The organism is Robiginitalea sp. (assembly GCF_982776155.1).
Genome location: NZ_CEXZKX010000001.1, coordinates 472,659 through 490,082, shown reverse-complemented (window position 1 = coordinate 490,082; position 17,424 = coordinate 472,659). Strand labels below are relative to the sequence as shown.

Genomic DNA, 17,424 nt, shown 5'->3' with positions numbered 1-17,424 from the left:
AGACGTTATACAAACATGAGAAAAGAAAAACACACAAAAGGCTGGAACGAAATCAAGACCAACGACTCCTGGGCGATCTTCAAGATCATGGGGGAATTCGTCAACGGGTATGAAAAGCTCAGCGTGATCGGCCCGTGCGTCAGCATCTTCGGTTCGGCCCGGACCCAGCCCGACCACCCCTATTATCAGGAGGCCGTGGATACCGCCCGCAAACTCTCAGAAGCGGGTTACGGGATTATCACCGGCGGGGGGCCGGGGATCATGGAGGCCGGGAACCGGGGCGCCAACGAAGCTGGGGGCACTTCCGTGGGCCTGAACATCGACCTGCCCTTTGAACAACACGACAATCCTTATATCGATCCGGATAAAAGCCTGGACTTTGATTACTTTTTTGTCCGCAAGGTGATGTTTGTAAAGTATTCCCAGGGATTTGTGGTCATGCCGGGCGGGTTCGGCACCCTGGACGAGCTCTTTGAGGCGATGACCCTGATCCAGACAGAAAAAATTGGGCGTTTCCCCATTGTGCTCTTCGGCACAAAATTCTGGGGCGGTTTGCTCGACTGGATCAAGGGTACGATGCTGGAGGCCGGCAACATCAGCCCCACGGACCTGGACCTGATCCAGTTGGTGGATACCCCGGAGGAGGTTGTGGAAATTATCGACGGCTTTTATAAAGGGCACATGCTCAGCCCAAACTTCTGATTGGATGTATACGCGGATCCTTTTTGCCAACCGGGGAATACTTCCCCTGCTCCTCCTGCTCATGGCCGGTTGCCTGCATCCGGCAGCAGCCCAGCACCGGAACACCATCCGCGCCAACCTGGTGGAAGACACCCACCTGATCGAAATCCAACAGGAATTCACCTATGTCAACCAGTCGGCCGATTCCCTGCCCAGCCTCTTCTTCAACGACTGGAACCACGCCTATTCGGATAAGAGTACTGCCCTGGCGGAGCGGTTTGCCGAGGAATTCAAAAAATCGCTCCACCTGGCCAAAAGGGAAGACCGGGGTGAAACGGAAATCCTGACCGTTGTGGACGAGGTGTACCGCGGGCTCAACTGGAACCGCCTGCCGGGCAAAGACCTCGTGGAGTTCCGTCTCGGGCAGCCTCTGGCCCCCGGCGATTCCACCCGCCTGTTTATCACCTACACGGTAAAGCTACCGCCGAACCGATATACCCCTTACGGCTATGGGCCGGACGGAAGCTATTACCTCAGGGACTGGTACCTGACCCCGGCCGTATACGACGGCACCTGGCACCTCTACAACAACAAGAACCTGGAGGACCTCTATACGGACATCGCCGATACGCGCATCGATTTTACCTTCCCGGATTCCCTGTACCTGGGGACCAATTTTGTCGACATCAACCTGAGCCAGTTCCCGGAACGGCAGGTGGCCACCCTGAGGGGCAGCCAGCGGAAAAGCTGCGACATCATCCTGAACCACCACAAGCCCTTTAAAAAGCATGTGACCCCGTTCCTCTTTGTTGTTACGGATATCGAATCCCAGAAATACCCGGAAATGCTGCAGGGCATTTCCATCGACCGCATCACCCGCTTCATCCACCAAAACCTCGGGGATTTTCCCTATGAACAATTGCTGGTGAGCGAAACGGATTTCAACAAGAACCCGCTGTACGGCCTCAACCAGTTGCCTTCCTTTATCCGCCCATACGAGGAACAATTCCAGTTTGAGATGAAATTCCTCAAGACGGCCCTGGGCAGCTACATGCGGGAAACCCTCTTCCTGGACCCGAGGAAGGACAAATGGGTAAGCGATGCCATTGTCAATTACCTGATGATCCGGTTTGTGGAGGAGTTTTACCCGGACCAGAAACTGCTGGGCAAGATTTCCAACTGGTGGCTCGTGCGGAACTTCCACCTGGCACAGATGGATTTCAACGACCAGTATTCCCTCCTGTATATGCTGATGGCCCGCAGCAACCGGGACCAGGCCCTGGCCACCCCGAATGACTCCCTGATCAAGTTCAACCAAAAGATCGGGAACACCTATAAAGCCGGGCTGGGCCTCGCCTATCTGGCCGATTACATGGGGGAGGAACCCGTACAAAAAGCCATTAAGGACTTCTGGAACGAACACAAATTGGAACGGGTAACCCCCTCGGACTTCCGGGAGTCCGTGGAAAAATACGCCACGCGCGATATCGACTGGTTTTTTGACACGTATGTCACCACGAGCAAGCAGATCGATTTTAAGATCCACCGGGTGGAACAGACCGGGGATTCCCTGTCGGTAACGCTGAAAAACAAAACGGGCACCGAAGTGCCGATTTCGCTCTTCGGGATAGCGGAGGATTCGGTAGTCTCCAAATACTGGTTCGACGGGTTCAGCGGCACGCGGACTGTGCAGATTCCCCAAAGCGGGGAGGAACGGCTCGTACTCAATTACGACCAGAATATCCCTGAATTCAACCAACGGGATAACTGGAAATCCCTCGGTGGGTTTTTCTCCGGGAACAAAAAACTGAAATTCCAGTTTTTCAAGGATTCCGAGAACCCCTATTACAACCAGGTTTTCTATATGCCTGTGGCGAACTACAATTTTTACGACGGGCTTACCCCGGGCATCCGGCTGACCAACAAAACCCTCTTGCAGCGGCCTTTTGTATTCGATTTCGCCCCTACCTACGCCATGAAGGAGCAGGCCCTGGTGGGTTATGGGCGGTTTACCTACCGGCACTATCACGGCAAAAGCGGGTTTTATGTCACCAACTACGCCATTTCCGGGTCTACCTCGCATTTCCAGGTAAATTCCCGGTATTCCACCCTGACCCCCTCTATCAGTTTTGGCTGGCGGCCTGCCGACCTGATCTCCAATGAGCGGTCCAGCCTGTTGCTCCGGTACGTGAACGTTTTCCGGACCATTGACCCGGCCCTGGGCGACCTGGAAACCGACCCGGACTACAGCGTGCTCAACCTTCGCTACAACCACCTGGAAAACGGCATCATCAACTACTTTTCCTGGTTTGCGGACGCCCAGCATTCCGCAGATTTCACCAAGCTCTCCTTCGATATGGAATACCGCAAACTCCTGGAGAGCAACCGGCAGATCAACCTGCGCTTTTTCGCAGGGGTATTCCTGCGAAATAAAACGGAATCGGATTTTTTCAGCTTTGCCCTGGACCGGCCCACGGACTATCTCTTCGACTACAACTATCTGGGTCGGTCCGAGGACACGGGTATTTTCAGCCAGCAGATCATTATCGCCGAAGGCGGGTTCAAATCTAAATTGCAGCAGCCTTTTGCAAATAGTTGGATGCTGACGGGAAATGCGAGTTTCAACCTCTGGCGGTGGATCGAGGTATACGGGGATATGGGATTTCTGGGCAACCAGGGGGATTCTGCCCGGTTTGTCTACGACGCCGGGGTTCGCCTGAACCTGGTAACGGATTATTTTGAATTATACTTCCCCTTCTACTCAAACAACGGGTGGGAAATTGCCCAGCCCGACTACGATACGCGCATCCGGTTTATCATTACCATCAGCCCGAGGACACTGACCGGCCTCTTTACGCGGAAATGGTTTTAAATTAAGGATTTCTTAATTTTTCCAATTATTATTGAATCTTCTGCAACGGATTTTAATTATTGGGAGAATTTGTTGAAAAATCTATAATGAAAAACTAGAGATCACATTGCAAATTTACCGCGGCTTTGGTATTTTTGCGGGAAATACGTCCCCAGATATGAAAGTTGAGCTAGACCCGGAAAAGGACATTTCCTACAAAGATTTCAAAGAGCAAATACTGCAGGACTATCGAACGGCCGTACTGAGCCGCGAATGCAGTATACTCGGGCGGCGGGAAGTCCTTACCGGCAAGGCAAAATTCGGCATCTTCGGGGATGGCAAGGAATTGCCGCAACTCGCCATGGCGCGCGCCTACCGCAACGGGGATTTCCGCAGCGGCTACTACCGCGACCAGACCTTTATGATGGCCCTGGGCCTGTTGACCCCCAAGGATTTTTTCCACGGGCTGTATGCCACCACGGACATTTCCCTGGAACCGATGAGCGCCGGCAGGCAAATGGGCGGGCATTTCGGCACCTACAGCCTCAATGAGGACGGGAGCTGGAAAGACCTGACGGCCCAGCCAAACAGCAGCCCGGACATCTCCCCCACCGCGGCCCAGATGCCGCGCCTCCTGGGCCTGGCACAAGCCTCCAAGATTTATAGGAACCTGGAATCCGTCCCTTCCGACGGGTTTTCCAACCAGGGGAACGAGGTGGCCTGGGGCACCATCGGGAACGCCTCCACCAGCGAAGGCCATTTTTTTGAAACCATCAATGCCGCCGGGGTCCTCCAGGTGCCGATGATCGTCAGCGTCTGGGACGATGCCTACGGAATTTCCGTACCCGCCGAGTACCAGACCACCAAGGAAGATATTTCGGAAATCCTCAAGGGTTTCCAGCGCACCGAAACAGCGCCCGGCTATGAAATCTTCAAGGTGCAGGGATGGGATTACACCGCCCTGATCCACACCTATGAAAATGCCGCGGACATCGCCCGGGAGAACCATGTCCCCGTCCTGATTCACGTCACGGAGCTCACCCAGCCCCAGGGGCATTCCACCTCCGGCTCCCACGAGCGCTACAAATCCGACGAGCGGCTGAAATGGGAGAAAAAACACGATTGCAACACGCGCTTCCGGGAGTGGATCCTGGAAAACCGCATTGTTTCGGAAGAGGAATTAAGCGACCTGGAAAAGGCTGTGAAAAAGGAGGTGCGAAGCGCCAAGAAAGACGCCTGGGCGGAATTCCTCCAACCGCACCGGGAACAGAAAAAGGAATTGGTGGGGCTGCTGGAAGCGGCTGCCTCCGCCAGTCCCAACCGCCGTTTTATCGAGCGGCTCAAGAACGACCTGATAGCCGTGGAGGAGCCCCTGAAACGCGACCTGATTACCCGGGCGCGCAAGGCCGTCCGCTATCTGATCGGGGAGGATCACGACGCCCGCCGGCAATTGCTGGCCTGGATCAAACGGTTTAAGGAGGAGACCCAGCCCCTTTTCAGTTCCCACCTCTATTCCGAATTGCCCGGGAAGGCCACGGAAATCCCGGAAGTAAAACCCGAGTATCCGGAGAATCCGGAACAGGCAGACGGGCGGGTTATCCTGCGGGATAATTTTGACGCCTTGTTCAGCAAATATCCGGAGGCGCTTATTTTCGGCGAGGACAGCGGGGCCATCGGCGATGTCAACCAGGGCCTGGAAGGCTTGCAGAAAAAATACGGGCCGCTGCGCGTGGCCGACACGGGCATCCGGGAAACCACCATCATCGGGCAGGGCATCGGCCTGGCGCTCCGCGGGCTGCGTCCCATTGCGGAAATCCAGTACCTGGACTACCTGCTCTACTGCCTGCAAACGCTCAGCGACGACCTGGCCACCCTGCTCTACCGGACCGTCGGAAAACAAAAAGCCCCACTGATCGTAAGGACGCGGGGCCACCGCCTGGAAGGCATCTGGCACTCCGGGTCGCAGATGGGCGGGATAATCCACCTGCTCCGGGGGATGTACATCCTGGTTCCCCGCGACATGACCCGCGCGGCCGGGTTTTACAACACGCTGATGAAGAGCGACGAACCCGCTCTGATCATCGAAAGCCTGAACGGGTACCGCCTCAAAGAAGACATCCCGACCAACCTGGGGGAGATTTGCACCCCAATCGGCCGGGTGGAAACCCTCCGGGAAGGTTCGGACATCACCCTGGTATCCTATGGCTCCACGTTACGCGTGGTAATGCAGGCGGCCCGGGAACTCCTGGAGGTGGGGATTTCCGCCGAGGTGATCGACGCCCAGTCACTCCTGCCATTCGACCTGGACCACCAGGTTGTGGAGAGCCTCAAAAAGACAGGCCGGCTCCTGGTGGTGGACGAAGACGTACCCGGGGGCTGCGCGGCCTACCTGATGCAGGAGATCGTCGAAAATCAGGGGGGCTACCGCTACCTGGATTCCGCCCCGCAGACGCTGACGGCCCAGCCCCACCGCCCGGCTTACGCCAGCGACGGGGACTATTTTTCCAAGCCGAATACGGAAGACGTTTTCGAGAAAGTCTACGCCATCATGCACGAGGCTTCCCCGGATGATTTTCCGGAACTGATGTAGCCCGCCCGCAATTTGTTCGGTTCAATCCGTTCGGACAGCACCCGCAATTAGCAAGAAAATAACCCGCGAAGCCTTCCTGCCCGGCGGGTTTTTCTTTTTTCCTTGCCGCTTATTGTCCCTTCATAGAACCGGCTTTTTGCTCCAGCCCGAAGGGGTAGTCGTTTACGCCCTTTTTTTCTATAATGGCAGGGGTTTGCGGGGGTTCCTTTTTTGAGCTTTTTAACGGGTTCTATGTAAAAGAACGTATGTAATTAGATTAAAGATAACGGTTTCACCGGATGCTTATTACTAATTTTCCTACAATTTGGATCGACCTGTGATAGCCTGCCTTCTAAGCGGGAAGTCAAACGTTCCGGGCGCGACCGGAACTTGTCTTCCGGTCCGTGAACGGAACGCTAGGCCGAGCGCCGATTGAGCGTCAGGGTATTTGAATAGGGATTGCAGCTATTTGACATAGCGTTATTATGTGCCATCCTTGGCGACATAAGATCATGGTATGTAAACATAGCTTGGGAAAAGGACCTTGGTCCCAGTGTGGGTATCGGAAGGATAAAAAAGACAGGGGGAAGCGAGGGTGCGAGCTGGCTGGGTTTTTTACCCTGGGGAATCAATATTCCAAAGGTTCTTTTCTGGCATAGCGTACCCGGATAATATAAACCGCTTTCTGCTCGATTAGATAGGATATGCGGTAGGTGTGCTTTTCGTACGCCCTGATATTACCCCTGTTGTTCTTTTTGAGGGTATCCAGTCTGTAGATTTCAGGGTCGCTCGCGAGGATGGCGGTGGAATCGTAGATTTCGGTAATGACCCTAACGGTGGTCTCCATGGACTTTGATTGTTCCAATAAATCAAGAAAGGCTTGGTTCAGGTCTGCATCGGCTCGATGCGTCCAGATTATTTTTTTGCCCATTTCTTGATGCGTTCGCCCACTTCCTCATGAGTATAAAACTCTCCCCGTTCTATTTGGGCAATGGACTCGTCCAGTTCCTTGTTGTACTGCTCGATACTTATGCGGTCATCGTCATAGTTATCGGCCATGGCCTTGACAAGCCTCAGGAACCTGTTATCAGCCTTCTTGACATATTCCAGTACGCTCTGCCTTAAATCCAGGGTAGCCATCGTCTTTTGGTTTTCTCTTTAGATAAAGGTACAAATTTCGTTCCATGGAATATGATATTATCACATTGGAAGGAAAAGGTCTAAACTTATGTCCAGCCTGAAAAGGAAGTCGTCTACACCATTTTTCTCAATAATGACGGGGGTTAACGGGGGGCACTTTTTGGAGTACTTCGACAGCTTTTGTATGAAAGATCCGCTGGCTTTAAATTTTAGAACAAGTTGTTCCAAGTCTAAATGTGAGGTATTTTTCTTTATGGTCTTCCATTTTTTAGCTTTTGTGGCGAGTTGCCCTTAAAGCACTCATATTGTTTGGCTTATCCTCGCCATTTTCGCAGTGGCGAGCTGATGGCGAGGTAGCGGGCAGGTAGGAATAACCCCTTCGCTTAACTAAGTTAGAATATCTTCTATAGAATAGACAACCACGTCAAGGACTTTTTTGATAAAAACTTAAATAGCCCTGTAAATGTTAAAATTTTAGATATATGCGTTGTGTATGATAAGACACTTTTGTTGCCTATAGGTTTCGATAAAAAACCGCCCTCTCGGGGCGGTTTTATTTAATTATAGTTTATTTCTTGTACACTTAGTAATTCGACAGATCCTTGATTATTTTTAAACATATAGATATGACTAGTGCCAAAATGTGTCCTACTATCATACTCTACGTTACGTTTGTTTTCGCGGATCAGTTCAGCAAAAAATATCCCATCTCGCTGCTCCTTAAAGTAAATTTTTAGCTTAGCACACTTTTTCCTGTTTAACCCAAGAAGCGATTTGTCAATTGTATTCTCTTTTTTCTCATCTGTTACAATATCATAATCAGATAGCTCGAAGTCATTTTCTGCAAGCTGATTCTTGAACATTTTGCCCATTTTAGAAAAAACTATCAATTCATCGGAAACGTGGTACTTTTTTGGATTACCTGTGTAAGCAGTATACTGATCAGTGCTTATAATAATTTCAACAGCATCTTCGTATTGCTCTATTTGAGCCTTCACTACTAACGGCAAAATCAAACAACACACGAGAATTATCTTATTCATAATTAAAAAGTAATATTTGTCGACCTTCTAACAGGCCTACCATTTCTATTTGTTGTTCGGTATCTAAACCTAATTGTTGAATTATTACCAGCAGCACCAGCTTGATACCTGCTCCTTTGACCGTATGGTCTTAGACCTGCATTTGAAGGATTATTATCTAATTCCTGCCTATAGACGTTTACCCTGTCTACTACTGGACCTGTGGACGTGTCTCCTGGTGCTGTAGGGTCAGAATTAGATCCGCCAGCTGCCGTGTGTCCAAACTCATGAAATGCGGTCATTCCCACTCCAAGAGTCCTATCATTTAATTCTGCTGGTGTTCCATTTATAAAACTAGTAATTTGACTATCACCTAACCATATTTGGTTACCCCCGTTAGGAGCGCCAGAATCATTAGGTGTCACACCAATATCAATAACACCGTTCCCATCGATATATCCGATTAAATCTGCTCGTGCTGATGCGCTACCATTCTCTGTCGTATTTCCATTAGCATCAGTGGTTGTTGATACAATTGGATCACCATTTGCATCAGTCGCATAGCTTATTAAGCCAGTACTGGCATCAACATTTAAAGTAAGTCCTGTTTGCTGCTGCCAATCAGTAACCAACTGCTGTTCATAATTGGAGTTGTTTGCATTATCGTATACTGTGACCTGCGCAACACGAACACTATCTCCGGCAATCTCTTTAAAGTAAATAGGATTGTTTCGTGTAAAATGATAAGGAGTATCCTCGTAATAATTCTCAGCAAACCTATCAATCTTGTTGAATCTTCCGATTGCGGGATCATAGTCTCTCCACTGATAAGCATAAGTGTTTTTCCCTAAGTCCTCTTCTAGTTCCTGACCCTGATATTTCCACTTTTGTGCAGTGGAGTTTCCATTGGGGCTAACGCTTCCATTATAACCTTTGTGTTCCAGCCCGAAGGGGTAGTAGTTTAGACCCTTTTTTTCAATGGTGACAAGGGTTTGCGGGGCTTACTTTTTTATGTTTTTTGACAGATTTCATCTAAAAGAACGTATGTTATCGAATTAAACCAGGTTATTAAAACGACCATCGAAATAAAGGGTGTTTAGGATATTGGTAAAAAAAACCGCCTCGATAGGCGGTTTATAACTCAAAGCATCGATTGCTTCATGTCTGTTAGGATATATTTTCCATCCTTACAGTCATAAGAGAAAGAATAAGTGCTTTTTCCATAGGAGGTAATTTTTCTTCGTTTTCTAAATAATGAAATAATTTCCACTATGATTTTGTTACCTGACAAGTAAAAGGGATAAACTTCAATATAATCGATTCCCCGCTTAGAAATCGAATTTAACTCCTGTTTCGATAAGGTTTTTAGCTCAATCTTTTCATTTGCCAAATTGACATCACTAAAACGTTCATCAACAAAATATATATACATCATTGATGTATCATTATCCTCACGCTCAAATGCTGAGTGAGCATCTATTGCTTCTTTGTATAACTGTTCAGTATTTTGTTCTTGAGATACAATAGATTGAATGAAAAATAATAATACTATGCCAAATAGATTTCTCATGATTAGTCCTTTTTACCAAAGTTTTTGAATGGGATTATAGCGATTACCCCAGATCGATTGTAGATATATACCTTTCTTGACTTCATTCCAAAACCATATTCCGTACCCTTGGCCCCTCGTATATCGTTACTTGATGGAGCTTGAGTTGGTGTTCTTATTAGTCCATCAGAGTCCCGATATTGCCCGCTGGCATGTGAATGAAAATCAAAAGACCCACCTGCCTCAATTTGTTCAACATCCTTGGTAGGGAGGACTGTCGGCCCCACATTCTTGTCCACCACGTTTCCATTTGAGTCGAGGTTCCCACTAAATTCCCTAAAGTTATTGGAATTCATTTCGGAAAGATTTTCAGCTGAAATGACCTTGCCAGAATTATCATCTTGATTTACATGATCCAGCATTTGCTGTTGGGTATCAGAATTCGCAATTTGGACAATATTGCTCATATGTTCCCCATCTAGATTTCCTTGACTAATTTGCTTTCCGGTGTTTCTGGCCTCCGCTTTTGATATTGGATTTGTATGTCCATCTCTAGTTCCACCAGAATATACTTGTTTCGTTTTTTGGGTAGTTTTAACGACAAATGTTCTATCAGGATCATCGTTTTCTACTCTGTGTATTTCATTTCCTTTTCTATCCAAGTAAATATCATCCACAGGCGCCATTCCATCAGGGTCAGAATATCTCAAAGGATTATTAAACGCGTAGTTATAAGGAGAGTGCCTACGCATTTGCTCTGACAACGGATCCAAATTCATCCACCTACCCAAAGCAGGATCATAGTTTCTGGCTCCGAAGTCATAGGTGTCCAGATCAAGGCTCTCATCGAACTCTTTACCACCGAATTTCCACCTTTGAGCGGTTGAGTTTCCAAGGGGAGAAACTCCTTCATAGAACCGGCTTTTTGCTCCAGCCCGAAGGGGTAGTAGTTCTAAACTTTACACTGTAAAGACTAGTGGTAACCACGTGCCAATATCAATTTTTAATCTCCACTTCCGTCTGCTTTAACGCCGGGGTCTTCGGGTTCCCGTCCGCATCGATCTCGATGATCTGGTCAAAGCCCAGGCCGTCGAGTTTTTCGACGATCTTGGCCCGGTCCCCTACCATAAACCAGTTGACATCCGCCGGGCGGACCACCGTGTTGCTTACCGAACGCACGTCGTCCAGGCTCAGGTTGCGCACGTTGGCGTCGTAGTGCTGGTAGTAGTCGTCCGGTAAATCGTAGCGGACCATATTGGCCACGGATCCCGCAACGGCCGCGTTGGTCTCCCATTGACCCGGGAGTTTAAGCACTTCGTTGGTCTTGACTTTTTCCAGTTCCGCCGCCGTGGCAGGCCGCGTACTGACGAATTCGGACAACTCCTTCCGGATCTCCGACACGGATTCGGCCGTCTTGTCGGTCTGAACGGGTGCATACACAATAAAAGGACGTTCGTTCCGGGCCCCCAGGACAAAGCCGCCGGCCCCGTACGACCAATGTTTATCCTCCCGCAAATTCATATTGATGCGCGAGGTAAAATCCCCGCCCAGGATGCTCACCATCTGGCCGAGGGCCACCTCCGGCAGGTCCCCGTACTTCTCCGTCAGGTTGCCGGCGATTATTACGGACTGCTGGGATTCCGGCCGGTCCATCAGGTACAGCGTATTTTTGGTCCCCGTTTTGGGCTCCGGAAAGGAGATCTCGGGTACCTGGCCGCGTCGCCATTTGCCCAGGCTTTTCTCCAGCATCGGCCGGAGTTCTGCCATGGATACATCCCCGGTAACCACCAGGGTAGCATTGTTGGGCTTGATCCAGGTGTCGTAGAATTCCCTGGCATCTTCCCGGGTCAGGGCAGCCACGGTAGATTCATACCCGGTCCCCGTATAGGGGTTGCTGTAGGGATGGCCCTCCCCGTACAGGAATTTGTTCATCACCCGGAGCGCCATGGCCACGGGTTGCGACTTTTCGCTTTTGATATCGTTGATCTGTTCGGTTTGCAGCCGGTTGAATTCCTTTTGGGGGAAGGCCGGGTTGAGCAATACATCCGCAAAGACCTCCAGGCTCCCCTGCAGGGTGGGCTTCAGGGTATTCATATACACGTTGGAAATGTCCTGGTTCGAACCCGTCGATAAACTGGCCCCCAGGAGTTGCAGCTTCTCGCTGATCTCCAGGGAGTTCATGTTTTCAGTCCCCTCGTCCATCAGGTTCATGGCCAGGGAAGCCGTACCCGGGCTGGAACGGAAGTCCGTCTTGTACCCGGCGTCGAACAGCATATTCATCACAATGGTGGGCACCCCGCTGCGCTGCGCGAGCACGATTTTCAGGCCGTTTGACAGCTCGGCCCGTTGCAATTCAGGGAACCGGGAGGATTTGGGTGGCCCCAGGGGCGGCAGTTGGCTGCGGTCCGCACCGGCGTCGGCTACCTCATAATCCGGGAAGGGTTCGCAGACCAAAATATGCTTGCCCTTGCTGAGCCATTTTTTAGCCGTCGCCTGCACATCCGCCACGGTGGCCTCCTCCACGTACTGCAGGACTTTCTTGTAGTAGGAGGCATCCCCGAAATAGGTTTGGTTGGAAGCCAGGATATCCGAGACCCCGCCAAACCCGCCAATCCGCTCCATGCCCTTGATGAAGTCGGCAAAATAATCCGCCTTGACGCGGACGAGCTCCTCCTGCGTAGGGCCTTCTTCCATCAGGCGGGAGATCTCCTCCCACATCACCTGTTGCACCTGTTCCCGATCTCCCCCGGGTTTTACATTCGCCAGGGCGATAAAATTGCTCGCGAGTTCCTTGGACCATTCAAATGCCGCTACCGAGCTGGCAATCTGGTCCTCATATACCAGGCGCTTGTACAGCCGGGAGTTTTTGCCGTTGGATAGAATGGCTGCGATCAGGTCGAAGTGGATGTCTTCCCGGTCCCCGAACGGGGGAGTATTCCAGGCAAAGAGCACCCGGGTTTCGGGCACCCGGTCCTGGTAAACCTGGTAGGAGTCGTACGGGTGAAGCGGGATGTTCACCTCCTGGCGCTCGATGGTCGGCCCCGAGGGGATATCCCCGAAGTACCGCATCACCTTCTGGCGGACTTCCTCCGGCTCCACGTCCCCCGCGATGGCGATCACCGCATTGGCCGGGCCGTAATAAGATTTGAACCATTCCTGCACATCCTCCAGGGAGGCGGCATTCAGGTCCTCCATCTCCCCGATGACCGTCCAGGAATAGGGGTGGCCCTTAGGGAACATCGCTTTGGTGAGGTAGTCCCACTGCATGCCGTAGGGCTGGTTTTCGCCCTGCCGCTTTTCGTTCTGTACCACGCCACGTTGTTCATCCAGGCGCTCCTGGTCGATGGCCCCCAAAAGGTGGCCCATCCGGTCCGACTCCAAAAAGAGGACCTGGTCCAGGGCGCTCACCGGGACATTCTGGAAATAATTTGTCCGGTCGTTGCTGGTGGTGCCATTCAGGTCGGTCCCCCCGATACTTTCCAGGGCCCGGAAATAGTCCTGGTTGTAATTCTCGCTCCCGTTGAACATCAGGTGTTCAAAAAGGTGGGCGAAGCCGCTTTTTCCTGGCTTCTCGTTCTTGGACCCCACATGGTACCACACATTGACGGCTACTATGGGCGCCTTGTGGTCTTCATAGACCAGCAGGGTGAGCCCGTTGGGCAGGACAAACTTCTCATAGGGGATTTCGATATCCGCAGCCCGGAACTGGAAATCCTGGGCGCCCGTCAGCTGTGACAACAGGCAGAAAAGCAGGAGGTGTAACGTTTTTTTCATGGTTCTCGTTTTTTGATTGTGAATAGAACTCTTAAATATAGGGATTCCCCGGGGTGCTGCCGCAGCTTGCGATAAAATTCCCAGGAGAAGCACGGCAAATGCAGCCGGTATTTTTTAGCTATTTTGGCAACTATTCCACATTCCCTGCCCATGAAGCCCCTGTTTCGCGAAATTGAACGACGTTTCGGAATCACCCCCCGCTCTGCCACCCCGCTGGAAGGCTATGAGGATCGCACCTACCTGCTTGAATCTGCCCGGGGGCGATGGGTGCTGAAGGAACACACGGCACGGCCCGGCCTGGGAACCCGCCTGGACCTGGAAGCCCGCATGATGGAGCACTTCCGGGAAGGATCCGGGTTTGCCTTCCCGAATCAGTTGCGCTCGGGTAGCGGGGAAACGCATTTTATGTTTGACGGGAAATCCTATCGCATCCTGGAATACCTGGAGGGTGCGTTTATGGCGGAATCGCAACAGGATGGCCCGCTGCTGGAAAGCCTGGGTCGCCTCCTGGGGGAAATGGCCAATTTATCCGCTTCCTTTGGCCCGGTTGCCACCTCACCCGAACCTTCCGCCTGGGACCTGCAACACCTGGGCCTCAGCCTGCCGTATATCCAGGAGATAGCCGACATTAACCTTCAATCCCGGGTCGCCTATATGGTACAGCAATACGAGGCTGAAGTAACCCCAAAGGCCTACCGCCTCCGGCGCGGCCTGATCCATAACGATGCGAATGACTGGAATATCCTGGTCCGCGACGGCCGGGTAACCGGCCTGATCGATTTTGGGGACGCCTGCCATTCCTGGCTCGCCGCAGACCTGGCTGTGGGGCTTACCTATGCCCTGATGGCTGCGGAAGCCCCCCTGCAGGCCGCTGAACCCATTCTCCGATCCTATTGCAGCGTCTTCCCTCTGGAAGAACTTGAGGCCGACCTGCTGTATTATCTTATCGGCGGCCGGCTGTGTATGAGCCTCTGTCAGGCCGCTCACGCCGCGAAGATCCGTCCGGATTCGGGGTACATCACCATCAGCCAGGAGCCGGCTCAGCGCTTGCTAAGGAAATGGATCCGTCTGGGTCCGCGGGCGGCCAGTCGCGCATTTCGCCGGGCAGCCGGACTGGAAGTAACAGCATCTCCCACAGCGGAGGCCTACCAGAAGCGTCGATCCGGGTTGCTGAGTCCTTCCCTGAGCCTGAGCTATGACACGCCAATTGTCATGGAGCGGGCCGCTTTCCAGTATATGTTTGCAGGGGATGGCACTACCTATCTGGATGCCTACAACAACATCATCCAGGTAGGCCACTGCCACCCGGAGGTAGTGGGGCGTACGCGGGATGCCCTGCGCAAACTCAACACGAATACCCGGTACCATTACGACAGCCTCCTAGATTATGCGGAAACCCTGCTCGGATACTTTCCCCCTCCCCTCTCCCGGGTATTCCTGGTAAATTCCGGCAGTGCAGCCACCGACCTGGCCCTTCGCCTGGCCCGGGCCTTTACCGGCCGCCAACGGGTGGTGGCACTGGAACACGGCTACCACGGGAATACCGCAGCTGCCATTGCCGTCAGCCCCTACAAGCACCGCCCGGGGGACAAACACCCCCAGACCACCATCTGCCCGATGCCCAAAGTCTTCGGGTCGGGATGGGCGGACGACGGGACGGCAGGCAGGCAATTCAGCGGGCCCTGCCTGGACCGAATCCGGGATGAAGCGGAAGCGCCGGCCGCCTTTATCGCGGAACCCATCATGGGTTGCGGGGGGCAGGTCCCGCTTCCCAAGGGGTACCTCGAAGCCATCTACCCGGCCATCCGTGCCCGGGGCGGGCTTTGCATCAGCGATGAGGTACAGGTGGGCTTCGGCCGGCTGGGCAACAGTTTTTTGGGGTTTCAAAAATACGGGGTGGTCCCCGACCTGGTTATCCTGGGCAAACCCATGGGCAACGGGCATCCGCTGGGAGCCGTGGTCTGTACGCCGGAAATTGCGGATGCTTTTGCCAACGGCCCGGAATTTTTCAGCTCCTTCGGGGGCAACCCGGTTTCCTGCGCGGCCGGAAAAGCCGTACTGGACGTCATCCGCCATGAGGGGCTGCAAGCCCATGCTGCCAAAACCGGCAACTACCTGATGGAAGGGCTCCGCTCATTGGGTAAATTGTACCCGACCCTTGCAGACGTCCGTGGCGAAGGCCTGTTCGTAGGGGCTGAGCTGGTGGACGGTGAAGGAAACCCCGCCACGTCCCTGGCGGCCCGGGTAAAAAACGCCCTGAAGGAAAAGCGCGTCCTGGTGGGTACGGACGGCCCCCACGACAATGTGTTGAAAATCAAGCCGCCATTGCCCTTCGACACCGGGAATTGTGATGAGTTGATCGAAAAATTGGGAGCGATCCTGGCAATTCAGAATAATTCTAAGTAATTATTAATACTTTAGTAACAAATCTGAAATTACCTATGAAAAGTTCCCTGAAAAGTGATCTCGGCCTGCTGGTTCTCCGCGTGGCAGGTGCAGGAATGCTTATGACCCATGGAATCCCTAAGATCAGCCGGCTTTTCGGAGAAGGGGAAATACAGTTTGGCGACCCGATCGGGATCGGGGCCGGCCCCTCCCTCTTCCTGATTACGTTCGCTGAGGTAGTCTGCGCCATCCTGGTACTGATCGGGCTGAAAGCCCGCTGGGCGGCCATCCCGATTGTTATCGGCATGTTGGTTGCAGCGCTCATCGCCCACGCGGCGGATCCCTTTGGGCGCAAGGAGCTGCCCCTGCTCTATGCTGCCGTCTTCCTGGCCATCTTCCTGATGGGCCCGGGCCGGTTCAGCCTCGACCGCCGTTAATCAGACAATCTTATAGAGCAATTCCTGCAACAGGTCCCGGTGGGACATGGATGCAGACCCCACCCCTTTGCCCTTCAGGTCCATTTCCCGCAAGGCACCGATAATCCGGCTCACGGACTTCATCGGGTAGTTCCGGGCGGCAGTTTTATATTCCCCAACGAAATACGGGTTAATCCGCAGCGCACTGGCAACGTTCTTGGGGCTGTGGTCCGAGAGCCCATGATATTGCAGCAACTGGGAGAAAAAAGTATGCAGCAGGGCTACGGTCAGCACAAACGGGTTTTCTTTCGGGTTTTGAGAAAAGTAGGCGATAATCCGGGTAGCCTTGGGGATATCCCTGCCTGCAATCGCCTTTTTCAATTCAAAATTGTTGAAATCCTTGCTGATCCCGATGTGCTCCTCAACCGTCTCCGGGGTAATCTCCGCCCCCTTGGGCAAAACGAGTTTCAGTTTGTCCAGTTCGTTCGATATCCGGCTCAGGTCGGTCCCCATGTATTCCACCAGCAGGGCAGACGCCTTATGCGAAATCCGGTAGTCCGACCCGAGCAAAACGCGGCGGATCCAGTCCGCCACCTGGTTCTCGTAAAGTTTCTTGCTCTCAAAAACCACTGATTCTCCCTTGCGAAGGGTCTTGATGAGTTTCTTTCGCCTGTCGAGGGTCTTGTATTTATAGCAGATCACCAGGATGGTGGAAGGCTGGGGGTTGGCAGCGTACTCCGCGAGTTGTTCGATGGTCCGGCTCAGGTGCTGCGCTTCGCGCACAATGACCACCTGGTATTCGGCCATCATCGGGTAGCGTTTGGCGTGGCCTACAATTTCGTCCACTCCGGTGTCCTTCCCGTAAAGGACGGTTTGGTTGAATCCCCGCTCCTCTTCGGTCAGTACATTCTCCCCGATAAATTCCGAGATGCGGTCTATGTAATAAGGCTCGTCTCCCATCAGGAAATAGACGGGCGCCAGCTTTCCGTTGCGGATATCCCCGATCAGGGCTTTAACTTCCTCCATTTGAATTTTTA

General features: G+C 52.5%; 13 protein-coding genes and 2 pseudogenes. 5 read left to right on the top strand and 10 right to left on the bottom strand.

What is annotated here, in order from left to right; all coding sequences use genetic code 11:
* The first annotated feature begins 15 nt into the window (after positions 1-15).
* From AC3DKS_RS01940 to AC3DKS_RS01930, 3 genes are all read left to right on the top strand, one after another.
* Positions 16-702 (top strand): LOG family protein, encoded by a 687-nt coding sequence (locus AC3DKS_RS01940; protein WP_015754873.1) that lies wholly within the window; start codon positions 16-18, stop codon positions 700-702.
* Between the two features lie 4 nt (positions 703-706).
* The gene (locus AC3DKS_RS01935) at positions 707-3,553 is read left to right on the top strand and encodes a gluzincin family metallopeptidase (protein ID WP_272607268.1); all 2,847 of its coding nucleotides are present in this window, start codon (positions 707-709) and stop codon (positions 3,551-3,553) included.
* 157 nt (positions 3,554-3,710) lie between these two features.
* Entirely contained in the window at positions 3,711-6,122 is a 2,412-nt protein-coding gene (locus tag AC3DKS_RS01930; protein ID WP_272607267.1) for an alpha-ketoacid dehydrogenase subunit alpha/beta, read from the top strand.
* A gap of 607 nt (positions 6,123-6,729) precedes the next feature.
* Here AC3DKS_RS01930 and AC3DKS_RS01925 read toward each other — a convergent pair.
* The 9 genes and pseudogenes from AC3DKS_RS01925 to AC3DKS_RS01885 form a co-directional block, all read right to left on the bottom strand.
* Positions 6,730-7,032, bottom strand: coding sequence for a type II toxin-antitoxin system RelE/ParE family toxin (locus tag AC3DKS_RS01925; RefSeq protein WP_272607266.1), 303 nt, complete (start codon positions 7,030-7,032; stop codon positions 6,730-6,732).
* Positions 7,017-7,241, bottom strand: coding sequence for a hypothetical protein (locus tag AC3DKS_RS01920; protein WP_272607265.1), 225 nt, complete (start codon positions 7,239-7,241; stop codon positions 7,017-7,019). Before AC3DKS_RS01920 ends, AC3DKS_RS01925 begins: the two co-directional genes overlap by 16 nt.
* A gap of 557 nt (positions 7,242-7,798) precedes the next feature.
* Positions 7,799-8,284, bottom strand: a complete 486-nt coding sequence (locus AC3DKS_RS01915) for a hypothetical protein (RefSeq protein WP_474731429.1) — start codon at positions 8,282-8,284, stop codon at positions 7,799-7,801.
* A gap of 2 nt (positions 8,285-8,286) precedes the next feature.
* Positions 8,287-8,895, bottom strand: coding sequence for a hypothetical protein (locus AC3DKS_RS01910; RefSeq protein WP_272607263.1), 609 nt, complete (start codon positions 8,893-8,895; stop codon positions 8,287-8,289).
* A gap of 81 nt (positions 8,896-8,976) precedes the next feature.
* Positions 8,977-9,243, bottom strand: a pseudogene (locus AC3DKS_RS01905) (RHS repeat-associated core domain-containing protein); the annotation flags it as partial.
* 161 nt (positions 9,244-9,404) lie between these two features.
* Positions 9,405-9,833 (bottom strand): hypothetical protein, encoded by a 429-nt coding sequence (locus AC3DKS_RS01900; protein WP_272607262.1) that lies wholly within the window; start codon positions 9,831-9,833, stop codon positions 9,405-9,407.
* A 2-nt stretch (positions 9,834-9,835) separates the two neighbouring features.
* Positions 9,836-10,522 carry a hypothetical protein gene (locus AC3DKS_RS01895; RefSeq protein ID WP_430930918.1) on the bottom strand — a complete coding sequence of 229 codons (687 nt, stop codon included), beginning with the start codon at positions 10,520-10,522 and terminating at the stop codon, positions 9,836-9,838.
* Positions 10,523-10,555: 33 nt separating this feature from the next.
* Positions 10,556-10,645: pseudogene (locus AC3DKS_RS01890) on the bottom strand (hypothetical protein); the annotation flags it as partial.
* Between the two features lie 163 nt (positions 10,646-10,808).
* The gene (locus AC3DKS_RS01885) at positions 10,809-13,586 is read right to left on the bottom strand and encodes a M16 family metallopeptidase (protein ID WP_272607261.1); all 2,778 of its coding nucleotides are present in this window, start codon (positions 13,584-13,586) and stop codon (positions 10,809-10,811) included.
* A gap of 150 nt (positions 13,587-13,736) precedes the next feature.
* On the opposite strand from AC3DKS_RS01885, the gene AC3DKS_RS01880 reads away from it, so the two are divergent.
* Together AC3DKS_RS01880 and AC3DKS_RS01875 are read left to right on the top strand one after the other, a co-directional pair.
* Positions 13,737-15,992 (top strand): aminotransferase class III-fold pyridoxal phosphate-dependent enzyme, encoded by a 2,256-nt coding sequence (locus AC3DKS_RS01880; RefSeq protein ID WP_272607260.1) that lies wholly within the window; start codon positions 13,737-13,739, stop codon positions 15,990-15,992.
* 35 nt (positions 15,993-16,027) lie between these two features.
* The gene (locus AC3DKS_RS01875) at positions 16,028-16,408 is read left to right on the top strand and encodes a DoxX family protein (RefSeq protein ID WP_015754868.1); all 381 of its coding nucleotides are present in this window, start codon (positions 16,028-16,030) and stop codon (positions 16,406-16,408) included.
* On the opposite strand, the gene holA is transcribed toward AC3DKS_RS01875, so the two are convergent.
* A complete protein-coding gene (gene holA, locus AC3DKS_RS01870; RefSeq protein ID WP_015754867.1) occupies positions 16,409-17,413 on the bottom strand; it encodes a DNA polymerase III subunit delta in 1,005 nt (334 codons plus the stop codon). It abuts the gene before it with no gap.
* Between the last annotated feature and the right edge of the window lie 11 nt (positions 17,414-17,424).